24 protein-coding genes are annotated in these 21,296 nt (G+C 71.9%); 10 read left to right on the top strand and 14 right to left on the bottom strand.

What is annotated here, in order from left to right; genetic code table 11:
- Positions 1-51 precede the first annotated feature (51 nt).
- Complete coding sequence (cydD, locus tag IM777_RS04135; protein WP_194384764.1) at positions 52-1,713, top strand: thiol reductant ABC exporter subunit CydD; 1,662 nt, start codon at positions 52-54, stop codon at positions 1,711-1,713.
- Positions 1,710-3,383: a thiol reductant ABC exporter subunit CydC gene (gene cydC, locus IM777_RS04130; protein ID WP_390178691.1), complete on the top strand. Its 1,674-nt coding sequence runs from the start codon at positions 1,710-1,712 to the stop codon at positions 3,381-3,383. Before cydD ends, cydC begins: the two co-directional genes overlap by 4 nt.
- A gap of 4 nt (positions 3,384-3,387) precedes the next feature.
- On the opposite strand, the gene IM777_RS04125 is transcribed toward cydC, so the two are convergent.
- The 7 genes from IM777_RS04125 to IM777_RS04095 are packed head-to-tail and all read right to left on the bottom strand — an operon-like array spanning position 3,388 to position 9,148.
- Positions 3,388-4,938, bottom strand: coding sequence for an SDR family oxidoreductase (locus IM777_RS04125; protein ID WP_194384763.1), 1,551 nt, complete (start codon positions 4,936-4,938; stop codon positions 3,388-3,390).
- A 57-nt stretch (positions 4,939-4,995) separates the two neighbouring features.
- Positions 4,996-5,601: a GNAT family N-acetyltransferase gene (locus tag IM777_RS04120; RefSeq protein WP_194384762.1), complete on the bottom strand. Its 606-nt coding sequence runs from the start codon at positions 5,599-5,601 to the stop codon at positions 4,996-4,998.
- 9 nt (positions 5,602-5,610) lie between these two features.
- Positions 5,611-6,747 (bottom strand): sulfate/molybdate ABC transporter ATP-binding protein, encoded by a 1,137-nt coding sequence (locus IM777_RS04115; RefSeq protein WP_194384761.1) that lies wholly within the window; start codon positions 6,745-6,747, stop codon positions 5,611-5,613.
- Positions 6,744-7,556, bottom strand: coding sequence for an ABC transporter permease (locus IM777_RS04110; RefSeq protein WP_194384760.1), 813 nt, complete (start codon positions 7,554-7,556; stop codon positions 6,744-6,746). Before IM777_RS04110 ends, IM777_RS04115 begins: the two co-directional genes overlap by 4 nt.
- Complete coding sequence (gene modA / locus IM777_RS04105; RefSeq protein ID WP_194384759.1) at positions 7,553-8,305, bottom strand: molybdate ABC transporter substrate-binding protein; 753 nt, start codon at positions 8,303-8,305, stop codon at positions 7,553-7,555. The genes IM777_RS04110 and modA overlap by 4 nt, the downstream gene beginning before the upstream one ends.
- Positions 8,305-8,700: a TOBE domain-containing protein gene (locus tag IM777_RS04100; protein WP_194384758.1), complete on the bottom strand. Its 396-nt coding sequence runs from the start codon at positions 8,698-8,700 to the stop codon at positions 8,305-8,307. The genes modA and IM777_RS04100 overlap by 1 nt, the downstream gene beginning before the upstream one ends.
- 55 nt (positions 8,701-8,755) lie before the next feature.
- Positions 8,756-9,148: a TIGR03618 family F420-dependent PPOX class oxidoreductase gene (locus IM777_RS04095; RefSeq protein WP_194384757.1), complete on the bottom strand. Its 393-nt coding sequence runs from the start codon at positions 9,146-9,148 to the stop codon at positions 8,756-8,758.
- On the opposite strand from IM777_RS04095, the gene IM777_RS17405 reads away from it, so the two are divergent.
- Genes IM777_RS17405 through IM777_RS04065 form a run of 7 tightly spaced genes read left to right on the top strand, consistent with a single transcriptional unit; the run spans position 9,147 to position 14,177 of the window.
- Entirely contained in the window at positions 9,147-9,281 is a 135-nt protein-coding gene (locus tag IM777_RS17405) for a hypothetical protein (protein ID WP_272872947.1), read from the top strand. The two genes, IM777_RS04095 and IM777_RS17405, sit on opposite strands and share 2 nt — an antisense overlap.
- 9 nt (positions 9,282-9,290) lie before the next feature.
- Positions 9,291-10,403 carry a ThiF family adenylyltransferase gene (locus tag IM777_RS04090; RefSeq protein WP_194384756.1) on the top strand — a complete coding sequence of 371 codons (1,113 nt, stop codon included), beginning with the start codon at positions 9,291-9,293 and terminating at the stop codon, positions 10,401-10,403.
- A complete protein-coding gene (locus tag IM777_RS04085; protein WP_194384755.1) occupies positions 10,400-11,638 on the top strand; it encodes a molybdopterin molybdotransferase MoeA in 1,239 nt (412 codons plus the stop codon). The genes IM777_RS04090 and IM777_RS04085 overlap by 4 nt, the downstream gene beginning before the upstream one ends.
- Positions 11,635-12,117, top strand: coding sequence for a cyclic pyranopterin monophosphate synthase MoaC (gene moaC, locus IM777_RS04080; RefSeq protein ID WP_194384754.1), 483 nt, complete (start codon positions 11,635-11,637; stop codon positions 12,115-12,117). The genes IM777_RS04085 and moaC overlap by 4 nt, the downstream gene beginning before the upstream one ends.
- The gene (gene mobA / locus IM777_RS04075) at positions 12,114-12,986 is read left to right on the top strand and encodes a molybdenum cofactor guanylyltransferase (RefSeq protein ID WP_194384753.1); all 873 of its coding nucleotides are present in this window, start codon (positions 12,114-12,116) and stop codon (positions 12,984-12,986) included. The genes moaC and mobA overlap by 4 nt, the downstream gene beginning before the upstream one ends.
- Positions 12,983-13,240, top strand: a complete 258-nt coding sequence (locus IM777_RS04070) for a MoaD/ThiS family protein (RefSeq protein ID WP_194384752.1) — start codon at positions 12,983-12,985, stop codon at positions 13,238-13,240. The genes mobA and IM777_RS04070 overlap by 4 nt, the downstream gene beginning before the upstream one ends.
- Positions 13,233-14,177, top strand: a complete 945-nt coding sequence (locus IM777_RS04065) for an alpha/beta fold hydrolase (protein ID WP_194384751.1) — start codon at positions 13,233-13,235, stop codon at positions 14,175-14,177. The genes IM777_RS04070 and IM777_RS04065 overlap by 8 nt, the downstream gene beginning before the upstream one ends.
- A gap of 5 nt (positions 14,178-14,182) precedes the next feature.
- Here the strand turns inward: IM777_RS04065 and moaA are convergent, their stop codons facing one another.
- The 3 genes from moaA to IM777_RS04050 are packed head-to-tail and all read right to left on the bottom strand — an operon-like array spanning position 14,183 to position 16,094.
- Entirely contained in the window at positions 14,183-15,193 is a 1,011-nt protein-coding gene (moaA, locus tag IM777_RS04060) for a GTP 3',8-cyclase MoaA (RefSeq protein WP_390178697.1), read from the bottom strand.
- Entirely contained in the window at positions 15,187-15,615 is a 429-nt protein-coding gene (locus IM777_RS04055) for a molybdenum cofactor biosynthesis protein MoaE (RefSeq protein WP_194384750.1), read from the bottom strand. Before IM777_RS04055 ends, moaA begins: the two co-directional genes overlap by 7 nt.
- Entirely contained in the window at positions 15,615-16,094 is a 480-nt protein-coding gene (locus IM777_RS04050; RefSeq protein ID WP_194384749.1) for a MogA/MoaB family molybdenum cofactor biosynthesis protein, read from the bottom strand. The genes IM777_RS04055 and IM777_RS04050 overlap by 1 nt, the downstream gene beginning before the upstream one ends.
- Before the next feature lie 99 nt (positions 16,095-16,193).
- Between IM777_RS04050 and fdhD the strand changes: the two genes are divergently transcribed.
- Entirely contained in the window at positions 16,194-17,042 is an 849-nt protein-coding gene (fdhD, locus tag IM777_RS04045) for a formate dehydrogenase accessory sulfurtransferase FdhD (RefSeq protein WP_194384748.1), read from the top strand.
- Here the strand turns inward: fdhD and IM777_RS04040 are convergent.
- The 4 genes from IM777_RS04040 to IM777_RS04025 form a co-directional block, all read right to left on the bottom strand.
- Positions 16,998-17,714: a phosphatase PAP2 family protein gene (locus IM777_RS04040; protein ID WP_194384747.1), complete on the bottom strand. Its 717-nt coding sequence runs from the start codon at positions 17,712-17,714 to the stop codon at positions 16,998-17,000. The genes fdhD and IM777_RS04040 overlap by 45 nt on opposite strands.
- Positions 17,715-17,753: 39 nt before the next feature.
- Positions 17,754-19,145, bottom strand: coding sequence for a multidrug effflux MFS transporter (locus IM777_RS04035; protein ID WP_194384746.1), 1,392 nt, complete (start codon positions 19,143-19,145; stop codon positions 17,754-17,756).
- A gap of 144 nt (positions 19,146-19,289) precedes the next feature.
- On the bottom strand, positions 19,290-20,276 hold the full coding sequence (locus IM777_RS04030) for a carbohydrate ABC transporter permease (RefSeq protein WP_194384745.1): 987 nt from the start codon (positions 20,274-20,276) through the stop codon (positions 19,290-19,292).
- Entirely contained in the window at positions 20,273-21,241 is a 969-nt protein-coding gene (locus IM777_RS04025) for a carbohydrate ABC transporter permease (RefSeq protein WP_194384744.1), read from the bottom strand. Before IM777_RS04025 ends, IM777_RS04030 begins: the two co-directional genes overlap by 4 nt.
- Positions 21,242-21,296: the final 55 nt, after the last annotated feature.

Here is a 21,296-nt window from a genome sequence, read left to right as displayed (position 1 = left end):
CTCCCGGCGGGGAGCGGCCCGCGGCATCCGAACGAGTAGGGTCGAATCGACGTGAGCGACACAGGACGAGCCGAGCGGCGCACCCCTCCGGTGGACCCGCGCCTGCTGCGGTATGCCCGCGCCTCACGCGGTTTCTTCGTCGCGATCGCGGTGCTCGCCGTCGCCCAGACGATCGTCATCGTGGGCGTCGCGTGGCTGCTCACCCGCGCGGTGACGGGTGTGATCGACGGGATGCCGTGGCCCGAGCTCACCGCGACGGGCGCCTGGCTGGCCGGCGCGGTGGCCGTGCGGGCGCTGCTGCTGTGGGCACGGGAGGCGGTGTCCTCCCGCGCTGCCGCGCGCGTGGAGTCGCAGCTGCGCGACGGCCTGCTCGATGCCGTGGACCGCCTCGGACCCGGCTGGCTCGCCGAGCGGTCGACCACGGCGCTCGCTCTGACCGCCGGGCGGGGTCTCGCGGCGCTCGAGGCGTACTTCGGGCGGTACCTTCCCCAGCTCGTGATGACCGCCGTCGCCACGCCGCTGCTGATCGTGGTGATGTGGTGGCAGGACGTGATCTCCGGTCTCACGGTCGTGCTGACCCTGCCGCTGATCCCCTTCTTCATGGTTCTGATCGGGCTGGCCACGCAGACGCTGCAGGCGCGGCAGTGGAGCACTCTGCGCCGCCTCGCCTCGCGATTCGCCGACACCGTGCAGGGGCTCGGAACCCTCAAGGTGTTCGGCCGGCAGCACCGCGCCGTCGCCTCCGTCGAGCGCGTCACCGACGGCTATCGCGTCGAGACGATGAAGGTGCTGCGCGTGTCGTTCCTGTCGGGGTTCGCGCTGGAATTCCTGGCGAGCATCTCGGTGGCGATCATCGCCGTCTCGATCGGCTTCCGCCTGATCGACGGCTCCCTCGCCCTCGGCGTCGGCCTGTTCGTGCTGCTGCTGGCTCCCGAGGCGTACCTGCCGCTGCGGCAGGTGGGCGTGCAGTTCCACGCCGCCGCCGAGGGGGTCGCGGCCACGACCGACGTGTTCGAGGTGCTGGATGCCGCCCGCGACCTCGACGCGCAGCGAGATGCCCGGGAACCCGCACCGCGCAGCGGGGTGCTGACCCTCCGCGAGATGCGGGTGAGCCGAGGCGGCCGCCCCCTGGCTCCGGTGTCGTTCACCGCCACGCCGGGCAGCGTGACGGTGCTGATCGGCCCCAGCGGAATCGGCAAGTCGAGCGTGTTCGCCGCGCTCCTCGGCACGGCGGACTTCTCGGGCTCGGCGACGTGGGGCGATCGCGACGTCCGCCGCCTCACCGCGCCGTCGTGGCTCGCCTGGGCGGGCCAGCGCCCGGGACTGTCGGCCGGCACCGTCGCCGAGAACGTCGCGCTCGGCGACGAGGAACCGGATGCGGCGCTCGTCGGCGCATCCCTCATCGCGGCATGCGCCGACGACGTCGATCCGCAGAAGGTGCTCGGCGTTCAGGGCGCGGGACTCTCGGGCGGGCAGGCGCAGCGCGTCGCCGTCGCGCGAGCGCTGTACCGTCGCGCGCGCTTCGCTCTGCCGGTGGTCGCCTTCGACGAGCCGAGCGCCGCCCTCGACGCCGAGACCGAGGCGTCGCTGTGGCGCGCCCTGCGGGCCGAGGCCGACGGCGGCGCGGTGGTGCTGCTGATCTCGCATCGCGACAGCGCCCGTGCGATCGCCGACCAGGTCATCGACCTCGCCGCCGCGGAGGTGCCCGCGTGAACGCCGCCGACTCCCGCACCCGCGAAGTGCTGCGCGGAGCGATGCCACCGCTGCGTCGATTCTGGCCGGCGATCGCCTCCGGCTTCGCGTCCGAGGCCTCGGCCGTGGCGCTCCTGGCGGTGAGCGCATGGCTCATCGTGCGCGCGAGCGAGCAGCCCCCGGTGCTGTACCTGACCGCCGCCGTGGTGGGCGTGCGCTTCTTCGCCATCGCGCGCGCCTGCTTCCGCTACCTCGAACGCCTCACCGGGCACGACGCCGCGCTGCGACAGCTGGCCACCACCCGCACGGATCTGCTGCGCCGCCTGGAGCCGCTCGCTCCGGACGGCCTCACCCGCACACGACGCGGCTCGGTGCTGTCGAGCCTCGTCGACGACGTCGACGATCTGCAGAATCTGCCGCTGCGCGTCGCCCAGCCGCTGCTCTCGTCGGCCATCGTCGCGCTCGGCGCGGTGGTGCTCGTGGCCGTCGTGGCGTGGCCGGCCGCCGTCACCCTGCTCGCGTGTCTCGTCACCGCGGGCCTCGCCGCGTGGGGGTGGGGCTGGGTCGCCGGGTCTCGCGCCGAGCGCGACATCGCGACCCTGCGGGGCCGCCTCGCCGACGCCGTGGTCGATCACCTCACCAACCTCGACGTGCTCGCCGCATTCGGCGCCGAGCGAGGCAGCCGCCGGCGCGTGCACGAGGCCGACCGCGCCCTGCGCCGCGCGGTCGTGCGGCGAGCCGGGGCGCAGGCGGGAACGGCCGCGATCGTCTCGCTGCTGGCCGGGCTCGCCTCGCTCGCCGCGGTGTTCGCCACCGCGCCGCTCGTGACGGCCGGCACCCTCGACGCCCCCGGGTTCGCGGTGGCCGTGCTCGTGCCGATGGCGGTGTTCGAGGTGTTCGCGGCGGTGCCGCTCGCCGCCGCATCATGGCGGCAGGTGCGCGGCTCCGCGGAGCGCATCGCGGCGACCGTGCCCGAGACCGCACCCGCAGAGCTCCCCGCCGAGCGGCGCGCGACCGGCGATGCTCCCCCGCTGGGCGACGGACTGACGCTGCGCGACGTCTCGGTGAGCTGGCCCGGAGCGCCCGCGCCCGCCCTGCACGGGATCGACCTCGACGTGCGTCCCGGGGAACGCCTGCTCGTGGTCGGATCCAGCGGCGCCGGCAAATCCACCCTGGCGCACGCCCTGGTGCGGTTCCTCGATGTCGACGGCCGGTACACGATCGGCGGTCGCGACGTGTCGGAGCTCGCCCCCGACGACGTGCGCCGAACGGTCGGGCTGTGCGAACAGCATCCGATGCTCTTCGACGAGGACATCCGTCAGAACCTCGTCTTCGCGCGCGACACCGCGACGGATGCCGATCTCGAGGCGGTGCTGGAGCGTGTCGGTCTCGGCCCCTGGCTGCGGGAGCGCGGCGGCCTCGATGCCCGCGTGGGCGAGCGTGGCGCGCTCGTCTCGGGTGGGCAGGCGCAGCGACTGGCGCTGGCGCGCGCGCTGCTGCGAGGCTTCCCCGTCCTCGTGCTCGACGAACCCACGGCGGGCGTCGATCCGGCGGCCTCCGACGCGCTGCTGGCCGACCTGCTGCAGGCGACGCGCGACGATCAGGCGGTCGTCCTGATCTCGCACGTGCGCGTGCCGGAGTCGCTCGTGGACCGCACCGTGCGGATCGCGCACGGCGAACTCGTGCGATGACGCTTCAGGTCGAATCAGATGCGGCCTGAGCCCGATCCTCCGCCGCGGCCGTGATGCGCGCGGCCATGCCGGTGAAGATGAGCCCGTGGAAGGGCAGCACGGCGAGCCAGTAGAGGCGGCCGGTGAGCCCGCGCGGGAAGAAGATGGCGCGCTGGTCGTAGCGGGCGCCCTCCCCCTCCGCGCTCGCACGCAGCTCGAGCCACGCGGCACCGGGAACCTTCATCTCCGCCCGCAGGCGCAGCAGCCGCCCGGGCTCGATCGCCTCCACGCGCCAGAAATCGAGGGCGTCTCCGACGCCGAGGCGCGCGCGGCTGCGGCGGCCGCGCGCCAGGCCCACGCCGCCGACGAGGCGATCCATCCAGCCGCGGATCGCCCAGAGGAGACCCGCCGAGTACCAGCCGTTCTCTCCGCCCACGCCCTCGATGACGTTCCACAGCTGGTCGACGGGAGCATCGGTCAGCGCCGTGCGCGAATCGGTGAAGACCGTGCGGCCGGCCCAGTCGGGGTCGCTCGGGAGCGGATCACTCGGCACCCCGACGAGGTCTGCGTCGCGCCAGCTCGTCTCGACCTGGTCGGAGTCGACGCGGCCGAGAGCCAGTCTCACCGCGTCGCGATACGGGGTGAGACCCTCGTCCGGACGCGGGATGAGGTCGTCGACGTCGTCGCTCTTGACGACGCACTCGTTCTGCAGCGATGCCACCAGGGGGCGCGCGATGGATGCGGGGATGGGGGTGACCAGACCCACCCAGTGGGAGGCGAGCCCCGGCGTGAGGACCGGCAGCGGCGCGATGGCGCGCTGCGGCAGCCCCGCCTCGACCGCGTAGCCGTTCATCATCTGGCCGTAGCGCAGCACATCCGGCCCGCCGATGTCGACCGCCCGGTTGACCTCGTCCGGGATGCGGGCGGCACCGAGCAGGTAGTGGAGCACGTCTCGCACCGCGATCGGCTGGATGCGGTTGCGCACCCAGCGGGGCGCCGGCATGTACGGCAGCACCTCGGTGAGGTGGCGCACCATCTCGAACGACGCCGACCCCGAACCGATCACGACGCCGGCCTGCAGCACCAGAGCGGGCACCGTGCTGTCGAGGAACGTCTCCCCCACCTCCACGCGAGACCGCAGGTGCGGCGAGAGGTCCACGCCCTCGGGATGCAGCCCGCCGAGATAGACGATGCGCGAGACGCCTGCCTCCTCCGACGCGCGCACGACGGCGTGGGCGGCGCGCCGATCGGCGTCTTCGAAGTCGCGCCCCGCCGACATGGAATGGATCAGGTAGTACAGCACGTCGGCGTCGGCGGCCGCCTCGGTGAGCGCATCGACGTCGGTCGCCGTTCCCTCCACGACCTCCACCCGCTCGCCCCACGGGAAGGCCGCGACGCGACGCGCGTCTCGGGCGAGCAGGCGCACCCGGTATCCGGCCGCGAGCAGCCGCGGCACGAGCCGACCGCCGATGTATCCGGTGCCGCCGAGCACCAGGGCGCGCGGGGGGCTGCCATCGGCGCGAGGCTCAGCCTGCAGCGCGGGTTCACGGCCGGTCGGCGAGGAGAGATCGTCCATGATCGCGAGGCTACGCGGCGGCATCCTCTCGCCATGAGGGCTTGACGAGGCTCCGCCTCACCGCACCGCGAGGTCGATGGCGAACGCCTGCACGCCGTCGTGCGAGGGTACCGGCGTGAACCCGAGGCGCCGGTAGAAGGCGAGGGCGCCCGCGTTCTCGGCGCTCGCGACCAGGTGCACACCCGTCACGCCGCGCTCGCGCAGCGCGCCGAGAAGCGTGTCGACCAGGCGCCTTCCCCACCCCTGCCCCTGCGCCACCGGGAGCAGGTCGATGTGCAGGTGGGCCGGATGCGCGTCACCGTAGGGTTCGGCGCCGGCCCGGCGATTCGCGGCGTAGCGCAGGATCTCCGCCTCGCGCGTGTCAGCGGGCGGAGAAGCCGCCCAGGCTCTTCCCTGCACGGGCCACCAGTGATCGTGGAACCAGTCCTCGAACGCCCGGGTGTCCGGGGCGCAGACGATGTACCCGACTGCGACGTCGCGATCGTCGGCGACGACGAAGGCGAGATCCGGATGCCGCTCGACGTACGGCGGCACGAAGATCACGGGCCAGATCGCGTCGTCACTCAGCACGCCCGCCGCATCCGCACCCGCGTCGGCGGTTCGCACGCAGATCTCGGCGACGGCGTCGCGATCAGAAGGACGGTACGCGCGGATGCCGCTCATCGCGTCAGGCTACTCCGACGCGCCGACAGCGCTCATCGGCACCAGGCGGATGCTCGAGGCGTCCACACTCAGATGCACCTCGCCGCCGACCTCCAGCGCACGACCGGCCAGCACCTCCACGTCGACCTCGGCGGCGACCTCCGGCGCCGTCGTCTGCACGAGTGCGCCGAACGGCGACGGCTCGACGCGCGCGATCCGTGCCGTCCACGCCATCTCCCCCTCCGCCGCGCCGTCCGCGGGGAGGGCCGCGTCGCGGGTGTCCTCCCGCCCCATCGCTCGAAGGCGCACGGCGCCGGGGCGGAAGACGGCGCTCGCCCGGCCGTCGGCGACCCCCGGCGTGGCCAGCTGCAGCATCCCCGTCTCGTCGCGCCATACCCCGGCGCGCACGATGCCCGGCACACGATCGAGCCCGGCCACCGCCGCGACGAAGCGCGTGGCCGGCGCGCGGAGCACCTCCGCGACCGTGCCGGACTGCACGACGCCGCCGTCCTCGACGACGATCACGCGATCCGCCAGGGCCGCCGCATCGACCGCGGCGTGCGTGACGACGATCGTGGTCGCCCCGACGGCACGAACCTGGTCGCGGAGCACGCCGCGGATCTCGGATGCCGTCTCGACGTCGAGTCCGGTGAGGGGTTCGTCGAGCAGCACGGCCTGCGGGGCGGCGGCCAGCGCGCGGGCGAGGGCCGCCCGCTGCTGCTGCCCTCCGGAGAGCGCCGCGGGGCGCCGCGGGCCGAGGCCGGAGAGGCCGACACGCGAGAGCCAGTCCTCCGCGCGTCGTCGGGCGTCGGCGCGGGACACCCCTCGCGAGCGCAGGGCGAAGGCGACGTTGTCGCGCGCGGAGAGATGCGGGAACAGGAGCGGATCCTGACCGAGCAGAGCGACGCCGCGCCGAGCGGGAGGCACGTGCACCTCCGGCGACGACACGACCCGGTCGCCGATGCGCACGTGCCCCGAAGACAGGCGGTCGAGACCGGCGAGCGCGCCGAGCAGCGTCGACTTCCCCGCTCCGCTCGGCCCGAGAACCGCGATCGTCTCCCCCGGCGAAGCGCTCACCGCGGCATCGAGCACGAATCCACCGGCCCGCTCCACGCGCACCTGCGCGTCGAGCGCTGTCCGCGTCGCCGACGCGGCGGCGTCGGTCATCGCGTCGCTCCCGGTCGCCACCCGCGCACGAGCAGAAGCACCGCGATCGCGGTCAGCAGCAGCAGCAGCGACAGCGCCACCGCCGTCCCCTGGCCGACGCCGGAGCCGTTGAAGGCGGTGTAGATCGCCAGGGGCATGGTCTGGGTGATGCCGGGCGCGTTCCCGGCGAAGAGGGCCGTCGCGCCGAACTCGCCGATCGCGCGGGCGAAGGCGAGCACCACCCCCGCGACGATCCCGGGCAGAGCGAGCGGCAGGGTCACGCGCCAGAGGATGCGCCACCGACCCGCGCCGAGCGTGGCAGCGACGGTCTCGTAGCGTGTGCCCGACGTGCGCAGGGCCCCCTCGAGCGCGAGCACGAGGAAGGGCAGGGCGACGAAGGTCTGCGCGATGACGACCGCGCCCGTCGTGAACGGCAGGGACACTCCCCACTGCGCGAGAGCAGCGCCCACGGGCCCCGACCGCCCGAAGAGGTAGAGCAGCGCGACGCCGCCGACCATCGGGGGAAGGACCAGGGGCACGGTCACGATCGCGCGCAGCACACCCGCCAGGCGATCGCCGGCGCGCGCGATCACGAGGGCGAGGGGGATGCCGAGCACGACGCAGCACGCCGTCGCGAGCAGCCCCGTCTGCAGCGACAGCCGCAGCGCGGCGACCGCCTCCTGCGATGAGATGTCGGTCCACAGCGTCGACCATTCGACGCGACCGACGAGTGCCGTGAGCGGGATCACGAGAAGGGCCAGGCCCAGCACGGCGGGAACAGCCAGGAGCGGAGGAAGGAAGCCTTCGCGAGGCGCCGCGCGCCGCGTCACGGCGCGCCGAAGCCGTGCTCGTCGAGGACGTCGCGCCCCGCCTCGGAGAGCACGTACTCCACGAACAGCGCAGCGGCGGAGGCATCGGATGCACCGGAGAGCGCGGCGATGGGATACCTGTTGACGACGTCGGCGGCCTCCGGCGGCACGATCGCCTCCACGGCGTCCTCCGCCGCCGCATCGGTCCGATAGACGAATCCCGCGTCGGCCTCACCCGCGGCGACCTTCGTGAGCACGGCGGTGACGTTCTGCTCCTCGCTCACCGGCGTCACGGTCACCCCGGCCGACTCCAGAAGAGCCGCCGTCGCCGCGCCGCAGGGCACCTCGACCGCGCACTGGACGACGGCCGTCGCGGGGTCCGCGAGATCGGTCAGTCCGGTGACGTCACCGGGGTTGCCGGCGGGCACGGCGATCACGAGGGTGTTCGTCGCGAAGATCTGCGGTTGCTCGGCGGTGACCCCGGCCGCCTCGACATCGGCCATGGTCGCCTCGTTCGCGGAGGCGAACACGTCGGCGGGAGCGCCCTCGACGATCTGCGTGGCCAGTGTGCTCGACCCGTCGTAGACGATGGGCTCGACGTCGATCTCGGGGTGAGCGAGCTCGAAGCCCTCCGCCAGCTCGTCGAAGGCGGCCTGCAGCGACGCGGCGGCGTACACGCGAACGGACGTCTGCTCGTCGGCTGGAGCAGCGGTGCATCCGGCGAGGAGCGCCACGGAGGCGACCGCCGCAAGGAGAGCGAACCGGCGCATCAGCCCTCCCGCGGGGTCTCGACGATGACATTGGTCGCCTTCACGACCGCGACGGCGAGGGACCCGACCGCGAGACCCAGCTCCTCCGCGGCCTCGCGCGACAGCAGCGAGACGACGCGGTGGGGTCCCGCCTGGATGTCGACCTGCGCCATGATGCCGTCGACCTCGATCCGCGTGACCAGTCCGACGAAGCGGTTGCGGGCGCTGCGGGCGACGCCGGTGGGGTCCTCCGCGCCTCGAGCGATCTCGACCGCGAGCGCGGCGAGGTCGGCGCCGTCTACGCGCGCGGGCGCCTCACCGGTTGTCGAGAGGCGACCGGCATCGATCCAGCGGCGCACGGTGTCGTCGCTGACTCCGAGGAGGGAAGCTGCCTCAGATACCCGAAATGCGGTCATTCTGCCACACTATCACCGCAAGTGCGCCTATTCAGCGGGCTCAACGAAGCGAAGGTCACTCCTCATAGGCGCGCGCCCAGGCCTTCGTCGGCTCGATGAGCCACACCGCGAGCCCGGTCCGCATGCCATAGGGCTCACCCGTGTAGAGACGTGCGATGCGGTCGACGGAGGCAAGGGCGTCGTCGCCTTCGATGCGCTCCACCGCGGTGCCGCGGACGAAGGCCATCGAGTAAGGGTTGTCCGCGGCTGTGACGGAGACAGCGACGCGAGGGTCGTGACGGAGGTTGCGGTCCTTCAGCGTGTCGGTCTCGGTGAACAGCGCGAGACGCTCGCCCTCGACGCCGACCCACAGGGGCACAGAGTGCGGCGAGCCATCCATCATCAAGGTGGCAAGGTGCGCGATCGCGTCGGTCTCGAAGTACGGCTTCACCGTGGTCCAGTCGATCATGCCCTCTGAAACGTCTGCGGCAGGGGCCGGCATTCCGTCCGGTGCGGGCGGGCTCGGGATGCTGCTCGACCGTCGCGTCGAGGAGCCTCACCTCCTCGTGCCGGGGCCGATCCGCGCCGACGATCCGGCGTAGCGTGGTGTCATGACGTTCCCGCCCCTCGTGGCACCGGTCGACGCGCTCACCGACGACGAGGCCGTGCGCACCGCGCGGCACCGTGCTCTCCCGCAGGTCGGCGATGCCGGGCAGCGCCGACTGGCGGCCGCCCGCATCGCCGTCGTCGGCGCCGGCGGACTCGGCAGTCCCGTTGTTCTCGCCCTTGCCGCGGCCGGCGTCGGCTTGCTGCGCATCATCGACGACGACGTGGTCGAGCTGTCGAACCTGCAGCGCCAGGTCATCCATGACCTCGACGCGGTCGGCACGGCGAAGGCCGAGTCTGCCGCCCGGCGCGCACGCGCCCTCTCGGGCGCCATCACGGTCGAGACCGCCGCTGAGCGTCTCGACGACGGCAACGCCGCGCGACTGCTCGCCGACTGCGATCTCGTGATCGACGGCAGCGACTCCTTCGCGACCCGGGATGCGGTCGACGCCGCCTGCGCCGAACTCGGCGTTCCCCTCGTGTGGGGATCGGTGCTCGCGGGATTCGCGCAGGTGACGGTCTTCTGGGCGGCGCCGCCCGCTCCCGCCGAAGGCGTGCGCCTGGCCGACCTCTTCCCGCCCGGCACCGCGGGTGAGCCGCCGAACTGCGCGTCCGCCGGTGTGCTCGGCCCCCTGTGCATGCAGGCCGGCGCGCTGATGGCGACCGAAGCGGTGAAGCTCGTGATCGGTGTCGGAGAGCCGCTGCTCGGTCGCATCTGCATCATCGATGCGTTCGGCGCTCGCCAGCGCGAGATCCCCCTCCGGTCGCGGCCGGCCGCGCCGCAGCCTTCGAGCGCGGCGAGCCGAGCCCCTCGGATCAGCGCCCCGGCGCTCCGCCGCGAGCTCGCGGCGGGTCGCGTCGCGCTCCTGCTCGATGTGCGGGAACACGACGAGTTCGCCGATGGGTGCATCGACGGAGCCGTGAACGTCCCGCTCGACCGCGTGCTGGGCGACACCACGGTGGTCGAGGCGGCATCGGTGGTCGTCGTGTGCGAACGCGGCGCCCGCGCCGAGACAGCCGCTGACGCCCTCCGGGCCACCGGCGTCGAGGCGACGGTGCTCGACGGCGGCATGGCCGCGTGGCGGGCCGCCACGCGGCGACTGGCGAGCGTCTCATGAACGCGCTGATCAGCGTCGAGCAGCACCGCGCCCGCATCCTCGACGCGCTCGATCCGCTCCCCGTCGAGACCGTGTCCGTGGGCGCGGCCGGGGGGCTCGTGGGCGCGGTCGACGCTCGCGCCGCCCTCGACATCCCCGTCTTCGACAACTCCGCCATGGACGGATTCGCCGTGCGCACGGATGACCTCGCTCATGCCACCGCCGAGACGCCGGTGGCTCTGCGCGTGGTCGCAGACCTTCCCGCCGGTTCGAGCGACGACCCGCAGCTCCGTTCCGGCGAGGCGGCGCGCATCATGACCGGCTCGGCGGTGCCGAGCGACGCCGACGCGGTCGTTCCGGTCGAACACACCACGGCAGGGCTCGCCGACTCGCTCACGCGCACCGAGGTCACGATCGCCCCCACGCGCGGGCAGCACATCCGACGTCGAGGCACCGATCTCGTCGCCGGAGACATCGTCGTGCGCGCGGGTGAGGAACTGACCGGCTTCCGGCTGGCGGCGCTGGCGGCAGCCGGGATCGCCGAGGTGGTCGTGCGCCGCCGCGTGCGGCTGGCCATCGTCTCGACCGGCAGCGAACTGGTCTCCGCGGGGGATCCGCTACGGCGCGGCCAGATTCCCGAATCGAACAGCGTCCTGCTCGGAGGGCTCGCGACGGAGGCGGGCGCGCAGGTGGTGCACACCGGGCGCGTGGCAGACGACGCCGATGCCTTCCGCGCGACCCTCGCCGCAGCCGCCGACGCCGGGGCCGACGTGGTCGTGTGCACCGGCGGCGTGAGCGTGGGCGCGTACGAAGTCGTCCGCGACGTGCTCGAAGGCGACCGCGTCCGATTCGACAAGGTGGCCATGCAGCCGGGCAAGCCGCAGGGCTTCGGCGTGCTCGACAGCGGCATCCCCGTCTTCTGCCTGCCGGGGAACCCCGTCAGCGTCGCGGTGTCGTGGGAGACGTTCGTGCGGCCCGCGCTCCGGCACCTCCAGGCGTGCCGCGAGCTCGATCGCACCCTGGTCGCCGTTCCCGCCGCGACGGGATGGCGCACGCCTCCCGGACGCCGGCAGTACCTGCCCGCCGCGCTCGACCGCACCGATCCGGGTGCGTGGACGGTCCGCCCGGCGACGGCGGGCGGATCGGGCTCCCATCTTGCAGGCGGCCTGGCGCAGGCGGAGGCGTACGCCGTCGTGCCCGCGGAGGTCGAGGCCGTCACGGCGGGCGACCTCGTGACTGTCATGCTGGTCTCATGAGCGAGCAGCCCTTCACCCACCTCGACAGCGACGGTCACGCACGCATGGTCGATGTCACCGAGAAGCAGCCCACCGTGCGCGCGGCCACCGCGAGCGGATTCGTCCGCTGCTCGGCGTCCGCCGTCGCGGCCCTGCGCGATGGATCGGTGCCGAAGGGAGACGTGCTCGCCGTCGCCCGCATCGCCGGGATCGCCGGCGCCAAGCGCACGGCCGACCTCCTCCCCCTGGCCCACATCATCGGCGTGCACGGCGCGGTCGTCGACCTCGAGATCGTCGACGAGGGCGTGCAGATCCGAGCGACGGTGCGAACGGCCGACCGCACCGGTGTCGAGATGGAGGCGTTCACCGCCGTCTCGGTGGCGGGCCTGTCGATCGTCGACATGCTCAAGGGCATCGACCGTCTCGTGCAGCTGGAGAACGTGCGCCTCGAGGCGAAGACCGGTGGCCGATCCGGTGCGTGGAGCCGCGCGGAGGCATGACGTCCCCCTCCCTCGATGCCATCGTGCTGGCCGGCGGCCGCGCGACACGGTTCGGCTCGGACAAGGCCGCGGCGACGATCGATGACGAGACGCTCCTGCAGCGCGTGGTGGATGCCGCGCGCCGCGCGGGCGCCGTCCGGGTCGTCGTCGTCGGCCCGCGACGCCCGCTGCGGGCGGGAGCGGGCGTGCTGTGGTGCCGGGAGGACCCGCCGTTCGCCGGACCGGCCGCCGGGATCGGCGCCGCGATCGGCGCTGTGACAGCCAATGATGTGCTCGTGCTCGCATGCGATCTGCGCAGGCCGACGGATGCGCTCGCCGCGCTGGGCGCGGTGCCGCCGGGCACCGACGCGGTCGTGCCGGTGGACGACGCGGGGCGGAAACAGTGGCTCACGGCCCGCTACCGCACCGCCGCGCTGCGGAAGGCCGTGCACGACTCCGGCGGTCTCGAAGGCGCTGCGGTGCGTGAGCTCATGCACACGCTGGAATGCGCGCATCCGGTGATGGCCGAGGATCACCTCGCCGACGTGGACACGCGAGCCGATCTGGACGAAACTGGAGGCAGGGCGTCCGTCGCCCGGATATCGGAGGATGACATGGCCGACTCACCGACGCACCTGAGCCCGGAAGACCTCGACGCGTGGGTCGTGACGATGCGCGAGCGCTTCGACCTGTCCGTCGAAGCCGTGCCGACCGGCGACATCCTCGACCTCGCTCGCGACGCCGCTCACGCCGTCGCGAGGCCCGCAGCGCCCCTCGCGGCGTTCGTGGCGGGTTTCGTCGCGGCTCGCGATGGCGGCGGACCGGCGAAGATCTCCGAGGTCATCGACGAGGTCTCGAAGCTCGCCGACGGCTGGAAGGGTGCGAAGTGAGCACGGTCAGCGCACCGCCGACCGTCGCCGTCAGGTTCTTCGCCGCTGCGGAGGAAGCGGCCGGCGCGGCATCCGGAACATATGCGGCACCGGACATCGCCGCGCTCCGCGTCGCCCTCACGAGCGCTCATCCGGCCCTCAGCGCGGTGCTGCCTCGCTGCGCGCTGCTCGTCGACGGCGTCCGCGCCGACGACGCCACCCCCCTCGACGAGGCGTCGACGGTGGACGTGCTGCCCCCGTTCGCGGGTGGGTGACCCGCCGTCCGATCAGCTGGCGAGTCATCCGCGGGTCGGCGTCGAGCGCATCCACGACGCCGGCACCTACACGCGCGTGACGCATGTCGGCGGCGTCGGCGATCTCCGTTTCGTGCTCGTGCCCGGCATCGGCATGGGCGTCGGCATCTTCGAACGGCTCGCCCCGCGGCTGCTCCCGCACGGCAGAGTGCACGCCCTGGACCTGCCGGGCTTCGCCGGCATCCGACTCCACGACGATCCGCTCGACATCGACGAGTACGCCGACATCGTGATCCGCGCCATGGAGGTGCGCGGACTGCGCGATGTGGTGCTGATCGGTCACTCGATGGGGAGTCAGGTGGTGACGTCGGCGGCGTGCAGAGGCGCGAACCTGCGCGGCGTGGTGCTGATCAGCCCCGTCGTCGCGCCCTGGCAGCGACGATTCGTCTTGGTCGCGATCGACTTCGTCCGGTCCAGCATGCACGAACCACCCGGTGTCGCACTTCTCGGGGCCATCTCCTATGCCTTCACGGGGCTCCGGTCGTTCTTCCGCACGATGCCCCGGATGCTCGCCTATCGGATGGAGGACCGCATCGGCGAGGCCGCAGCACCCGTCCTCATCGTCCGCGGCACGCGAGATCGCGTCTCCCCCGCGGCATGGACGACCATGCTGCGCGATCGTGCACGCGACGCGGAGGTGGTCGAGGTCGCCGGCGCCGCGCACTCGGTGATGCACCAGCACGCGACCTCCGTCGCCGACCGGATCATCTCGTTCGCCGGAGTCTCCTCGCCGTCCCCACGCACCGACCGCTCGCGCTGGACCGTGCGGTTGCGCGCTCATGCCGTGATGGCGCGAGCCAGGGAGATGGTCGCGATCGTTCGCGGGGATGATCGCGCGCTCGCGCGGGCGAAGACCTCTCGCATCCGGGCCGCGCTCGCGGCGGGAGAAGCCGGCTGACCGGATCAGCCGCCGATGGCGCTCATCGGCCGCTGCGGCTGCAGGAAGCCGGGCTCGTCGATGCCGTGACCCGGAAGCTTCCCCGCGATCGAGCGCCGCAGGACGTCGGCGATGTCGTCGTCGTCGGCATCCCCCCGCAGCAGCGGGAGCAGGTCCGACTCCTCGCGCGCGAACAGGCAGTTGCGGATCTGGCCGTCGGCGGTCAGCCGCACGCGATCGCACGCACCGCAGAACGGTGCCGTCACCGACGCGATGACGCCCACCGTCGCCGGCCCGCCGTCGACGTGGAACACCTCCGCCGGCGACGCCCCGCGCTCGCCGACCGGCTCGAGGGTGAACGCCTGGCGCAGCGTCTCGAGGATCTCCTCGCCCCGCACCATCTCCACGCGGGACCAGATGTGGCCGGCATCCAGCGGCATCTGCTCGATGAAGCGCATCTCCGCCTCGTGGTCGACCGCGAAGCGCACGAGGTCGACGAGCTCGTCTTCGTTGACGCCTCGCATGGCAACGGCGTTGAACTTCAGCGGCGCGAACCCCACGGCGCGTGCCGCGTCGATGCCGGCGAGGGTGTCGTCGAGCCGATCGCGCCGCGTGAGCTCGGCGAAGCGATCGCGGCGCAGCGTGTCGATCGAGATGTTCACGCGAGCGAGTCCGGCGTCGCGGAGCGGCCCGGCGAGCTTCGGCAGGGCGAGCGCGTTCGTCGTCATGGACACCTCGAGAGGACCCTCCGGCCCCTCGATGGCCGCCATCCGGGCGACGACGTCGACGACGTCCCTGCGCAGGAGCGGCTCCCCGCCGGTGAGGCGCACCTCGGTGATGCCGAGACTGGCCGCCACGGCGGCGACCCGGGCGAGCTCGTCGGTGGTGAGGATGTTGTCCTTCGCGAGCCACTCCACGCCGTCTGCGGGCATGCAGTAGGTGCAGCGCAGCGAACAGCGGTCGGTGAGCGAGATGCGCAGATCGCGGTGCACGCGGCCGAAGCGATCGACGAGGGTTCCACGCGAGCCCGTCACGATCCGATCCCCACCCAGGCGGATGCCCCGTCGCTCTGCTGCTGCTTCTTCCACACCGGCAGGTCGGACTTGATGGCCTCGATGAGCTCGCGGCTGGCGGCGAACGCTTCGGCGCGATGGGCGGATGCGGCCACCACCACGACGGCGACATCCCCGACCGCGAGGCGCCCGACCCGGTGGGTCACGGCGATCAGCGCGTGCTCGCCGGCCGCCTTCTGCGCCAGCTCCCGCAGGATGCGCGGAGCGTCGGGATGCGCGGAGTACTCGAGCGCCTCGACGCTGCCGGCCGCCTCCGGGTCGTGGTCGCGCACGGTGCCGATGAACGTGGTGAGCGCGCCGACCGCCGGATCGGTCGCGGCGTGGATGTGGGCGGCGACGTCGATGGGCGTGTCGCTGATCTCGGCGATGACGACTCCGGCATCCATCAGTGGTCTCCCCCCTCGAGCTGTGACACGACGTGCGAGGCGATCCGCACGAGGAAGGGCATTCCGGAAGCGACCGCCTTCGGCGAGCCGGGGAGGTTCACGATGAACGTCGTCGCGGCGACGCCGGCCCGCCCGCGGGAGAGCGCCGACAGCGGGGTGTCCGCGGCGCCGTCGGCCCGCAGGCGCTCCGCCACGCCGGGAACCTCACGATCGAGAACGCGCGCGGTGCCCTCCGGCGTGAGGTCGCGCGGCGAGACGCCCGTGCCCCCGCACGTGACGATCACCCGCGCTCCGTCCCCGATGAGCGCGCGAAGCTCCTTCTCGACCGCGTCGACGCCATCGGGGATGATCGACGCGTCGTCGCACGCGAAACCCGCCTCGCGCAGCGCCGCCACCGCGACCGGGCCGGCGGAGTCCTCGCGCACGCCGCGGTGCGACCGGTCCGAGACGGTCACGACGGCGGCGCGAAGAGATGTCATCCCTCCACGATAGGTGCCGAGATCGGTTCGCGGCGCCGTTACGGCGGATCGTTTCGAGGCCGCCGATCCGTCTTTCGCGAGCCGGGATATCGTGTGGGAATGGCTCGTTCCACCGCCCGTCGCCGCGTCGTCCGCGTGCGAATCGATGCCGACGGCGAGGGCGTCCACGCCGTCTCGCGCCGCGAAGACGTTCTGGCCGCCGAGGAGCCGCTGGAGATCCGCATCGACGGATCATCCTGGGCCGTGACCATGCGCACGCCGGGCGACGACTTCGACCTCGTCGCCGGGTTCCTCGTCGGCGAGGGCGTGCTCACGGCGCCCGAGCAGCTGAGATCGCTGCGGTACTGCGCGGGGCGCGACGCCGAGGGCGCACAGACCTACAACGTTATCGACGCCCACCTCGGCGCCGGCGCGGTGCCGCCCTCCGACGCCGCCGCACGACACAGCACCACCACCAGTGCGTGCGGCATCTGCGGCACCGAGTCGATCGAGGCGGTGGCCAAGACCGCGCGGCTCCCCCTCGAGGCGGCGGAACCGCTCGTCGATGCGGCGGTCGTCGCCCAGCTGCCCGATACGCTGCGCGAGGCGCAGCAGGTCTTCGACGCCACCGGGGGCGTGCACGCCGCCGGCCTGTTCGCACCGGACGGCACCGCGGTGTGCGTGCGCGAAGACGTCGGCAGGCACAACGCCGTCGACAAGGTGATCGGGTGGGCGCTCCGCGAGGGCAGACTCCCCCTGGCACAGCACGTGCTGCAGGTGTCGGGGCGGGCGTCGTTCGAGCTCGTGCAGAAGGCGCGGCTTGCGGGCATCCCGATGCTGGCGGCGGTCGGGGCGCCGTCGACGCTCGCGGCGCAACTGGCGCACGACACGGGGCTGACCCTCGTCGGGTTCAGCCGCAACGGCTCATTCGCGATCCACGCGCACCCCGAACGCGTCGCCGGAATCTGACCCGTCCTCGGGCTGACGCGCAGTGCCGCGGGATGCGACGAGGCGTGGTTCCCGCGCGAGGGGCACGCTGAACACCGCCGCGACCACGAGCGCCGCACCGACACCGACGAGCGCACCGCCCACGGTGTCGCTCAGCCAGTGAGCGTGCAGGTACGTGCGGCTGAAGGCCATGAGCAGGATCCACGCCGCCCCGATGATCGCCACGACGAGCCGTGGAAACAGCACGACCGCGCACACCGCGATGGTCGCTGCGTTCGCGACGTGACCCGACGGGTAGGACCCGTAATCCGACATGATGAGGATCTCGGTGGGTCGCGCGCGGCCGAACAGGTGCTTGAGCAGCTGAACGAGTGCCGCCGACACCGCCTCGGCAGTGAGGAAGAAGGCCGCCGCCCATGGTCGACGCACCGCGATGAGAGCCCCCGCGCCGCCGAGCGGCACGACGAGCACACCGACCCACCCGCCTCCGATCACGTTCATGGCGTGCGACACGGGCCCCGCCAGCGGCACCGCCGCGTCGACGAGCAGGTTGTTCCACCAGGCGTCGATCGCGAACGGGGTGTTGCCCCGGGCGAACGCCCACGCGCCGAGTCCCGTCGCCAGCGCGATCAGGAGGAGACCGAGGGCGACCAGCGAGAACGTCATCGTCCGCGTACGGAAGGGAAGAGGCATCCGACCATTGTGCCCCGACCCCGATCCGGAAGGGCCGGCTCAGGGAGTGAGCCGCTCCACGGAACGCGGACGGACAATGAACCACAGCGCCGCCACCGCGAGGAGACCGCAGCCGACCATGACGGCCGCCATCGTCGTCGCGGTGATCGCCGCGCCGTGCGACACGCCGCCGACGATCGGAGAGACCAGCCCCGCGACGCCGAAATTGACGGCGCCGAGGATCGACGCGGCCGTCCCCGCCGCCTTCCCGTGCCGGTCCAGCGCGAGAACCTGCACGCACGGCATGGTGAACCCGACTCCGGTCATGAAGACGAGCAGCGGCACGACGGTGCCCCACAGACCGAGTCCGAGCCGATCGGTCGCGATGATCGTCGTCCCCGCGATCACGAGCGTCGCCGTCGAGAACGCGAGCACCCACTGCGGCCCGAATCGCGCCGCGAGGCGAGAGGCGACCTGCACACCGACGACCACTCCGAGCGAGTTGACGGCGAACAGCAGGCCGTACTCCTGAGCCGTCAGGCCATAGGCCTCTTGGAAGAGGAACGGAGACGCGGAAAGGTAGGAGAACAGCCCGCTGAAGGCCATTCCGCCGATGACGAGCACGCCGAGGAACACGCGGTCGCTGAACACGCTCTTGTATCGCTGAACCATCGTCGTGTTGCCGCGGTCCAGACGGCGTGCCGGAGGCAGGGTCTCCGGGAGGAGCAGGATGGCGCACAGGAACATCAGCGCGCCGTAGCACGCGAGGACCACGAACAGCCCTCGCCAGGGCATGACCTCCATGAGGGCCGAGCCGATGAGCGGCGCGACGACGGGGGCTACCCCGGTCACGAGCGCGAGCCGGCTGAGCATGACCACCAGGCGCCGGCCGCCGAACAGATCGCGCACCATCGCCATCGCCACGACGCCGCCGGCGGCAGCCCCGATCCCCATGAACACGCGGGCGATGCCGAGTGTCCCCAGGGTGGGTGCCATCGCCGCGGCCACACTCGCCACGACATGGAGGGCGGTGACCGCGAGAAGCGGGATGCGGCGGCCGACCTTGTCGCTCAGCGGGCCCACGATCAGCTGACCGAGAGCGAAGCCGACCATCGTGCCGGTGAGCGTCAGCTGGATCGCCGCGGCCGTCGTCTGGAAGTCGGCCTCGAGCACCGGGAAGGCCGGCAGATACAGGTCGATGGTGAAGGGACCGAGCGCCGTGAGTGCGCCGAGGAGGATGACGTAGAGCACCCGCCGCGGCGTCGAGATCGCATCCCCCGGGTGCAGGACGATCGGCGCGGTCGCCGGATTCGTGCCGAGGGTGCGGATGGCGCCCGTGGGAGACCCCGCCGTGCGCGGGAGACGGGTGGTCGCGGTCTCCGGTGCTCGCGCACCGTCGGTCGGACGAGGATCAGCGGGGTTCTGTACAGGGAGAGAGGCGGTATCGAGCAAGAGGACTTCGTTTCAGCGGCGTGACGGGGCGTCGGCCGGGGATGACCGGTCTGGCGCAGAGGAGACGGCGGATGCGCCGTGATGCCGATCGCGGACAGGAGCGTCCGAATCGATTCGACTCCTCAGTGTATCGGACGCCTCGCCTCAGCCCTTCGTCGATCCCGCCAGCAGACCTCGCACGAAGAATCTCTGCAGCGAGAAGAAGACCACCAGGGGAACCACGAGCGAGACGAACGCCCCCGCCGTCAGCCGCTGCCAATCCTGACCTCGCGAGCCCACCATCTCCGCCAGCCGCTGGGTCAGCGGAGCGACATCCTGCGTGCCACCGGAGAAGATCAGCGCGACCAGCAGGTCGTTCCACACCCACAGGAACTGGAAGATCGCGAACGAGGCGATCGCCGGGGTGGCCAGCGGCAGGATGATGCGGAAGAAGATCTGCGCATGGGAGGCGCCGTCGACGCGGGAGGCCTCGATGACATCGCGCGGGATCTCGGAGATGAAGTTGTGGAGCAGGAAGATCGCCAGCGGCAGCGCGAAGATCGTGTGCGCGATCCACACCGGCAGGTAGTTCTGCTCGGGGATGATCGGGATGACGTCGTGGAGCCAGGCCTGCCCGGGGCGCAGCCAGAACGAGAACGTCTGCAGCAGCGGCACGAGGGCCATCTGCAGCGGCACGATCTGCAGCGCGAACACGAAGATGAACAGCGTGTTGGCGCCGGGGAACTTGATCCACGCGAACGCGTAGGCCGCCATCGAGGCCAGCACGAGCGGGAAGATCGTCGCCGGGATCGCGATCGCGAGCGAGTTGACGAAGTACGCCCCCAGCTGCGGTGACGACATCGACGGCGAGAACAGCACGTCCTGGTAGTTGTCGAGCGTGAATCCGGGATTCTGGAAGATCGTCCACCAGCCGGTGGTCTGGATGAGCTCCGCCGGACGGAACGACGAGACGAACAGGCCGAACGTCGGGATCGTCCACAGCACCGCGATGATGAGCGCGGCCAGCGTCGCCCAGCGCGACGTGAGACGGCGCTTCGCGCGAGCCGTGCGCGTGCCTTCTGCCGCTTCCTCGAAGGCGTCTTCTTTTCGCTCGTCGTCGATCGGAAGATCGACCGGGGCCACGCTGCTCATCGGATCTCCCTCTGCTTGCGGAGGACGTTGACGTTGTAGATGACGATGGGAAGGACCATCACGAACAGGATCAGAGCGAGCGCCGAACCGCGCCCGACCTCACTGGCGCGGAACGCCTGCGTGTACATCTCGTTGGCCACGACGCTCGTGTTGAAGTTTCCGGCGGTCATCGTCCGCACGATGTCGAAGACCTTGAGGGTCGCGATCGAGATGGTCGTCAGCACGACAACCAGCGAGGAGCGGATCCCGGGGACGGTGACGTTCGAGAAGCGCTGCCACGCGTTCGTGCCGTCGAGCTGCGCCGCCTCGATCTGCTCCGTCGGAATGCCCTTGATCGCCGCGCTCAGCACGACCATCGCGAATCCGGTCTGGATCCAGATCATGACGACGATCAGCAGGAAGGTGTTGAGCGGATCGGTCTGCAGCCACTGCACGGGGTCGCCGCCGAGTCCCACGACCATGGCGTTCAGCAGACCGATCTGATCGCGGCCGGCCGAGCGGTACTCGTAGACGAAGCGCCAGATGATGCCCGCGCCGACGAAGGAGATCGCCATGGGCATGAACACCAGCGCCTTGTAGAAGCGCTCACCGCGCGACTTGTCGATCCACACGGCGTACGCCAGTCCGAGCGCCGTCGAGATCGTGGGGACGAAGAGCACCCAGATGACCGTGTTGATGAGGGTGCGGATGGCCGAGGGCTGCGTGAACATCCACACGAAGTTGTCGAAGCTGAAGTTCCCGGAGTTGTCCAGGAACGCCAGCCCGGTCGTCCGCACCGCCGGCCAGATGAGGCCGATCGCCAGGAGGAGGATCGCCGGCAGCAGGAACCACGTCAGCTGCCAGTAGTCCCTGCCCTTCTTCGGCCCGCGGCCCATGAGGAGCACGAGGATGCCGATGATGGCGGCGAAGATCACCAGCCCCATCACCACCTGCAGGATCTTCCCCGTGAGGTCAGCGGTTGTCATCGAGGTCTTCCCTTCGTCGTTGAAGCATGGTGCGGCGACGGAGGCTCCAGGACCG

This window comes from Microbacterium luteum, assembly GCF_015277875.1.
GTDB classification, from domain to species: domain Bacteria; phylum Actinomycetota; class Actinomycetes; order Actinomycetales; family Microbacteriaceae; genus Microbacterium; species Microbacterium luteum.
This window is presented reverse-complemented; position numbering and strand designations above follow the sequence as displayed.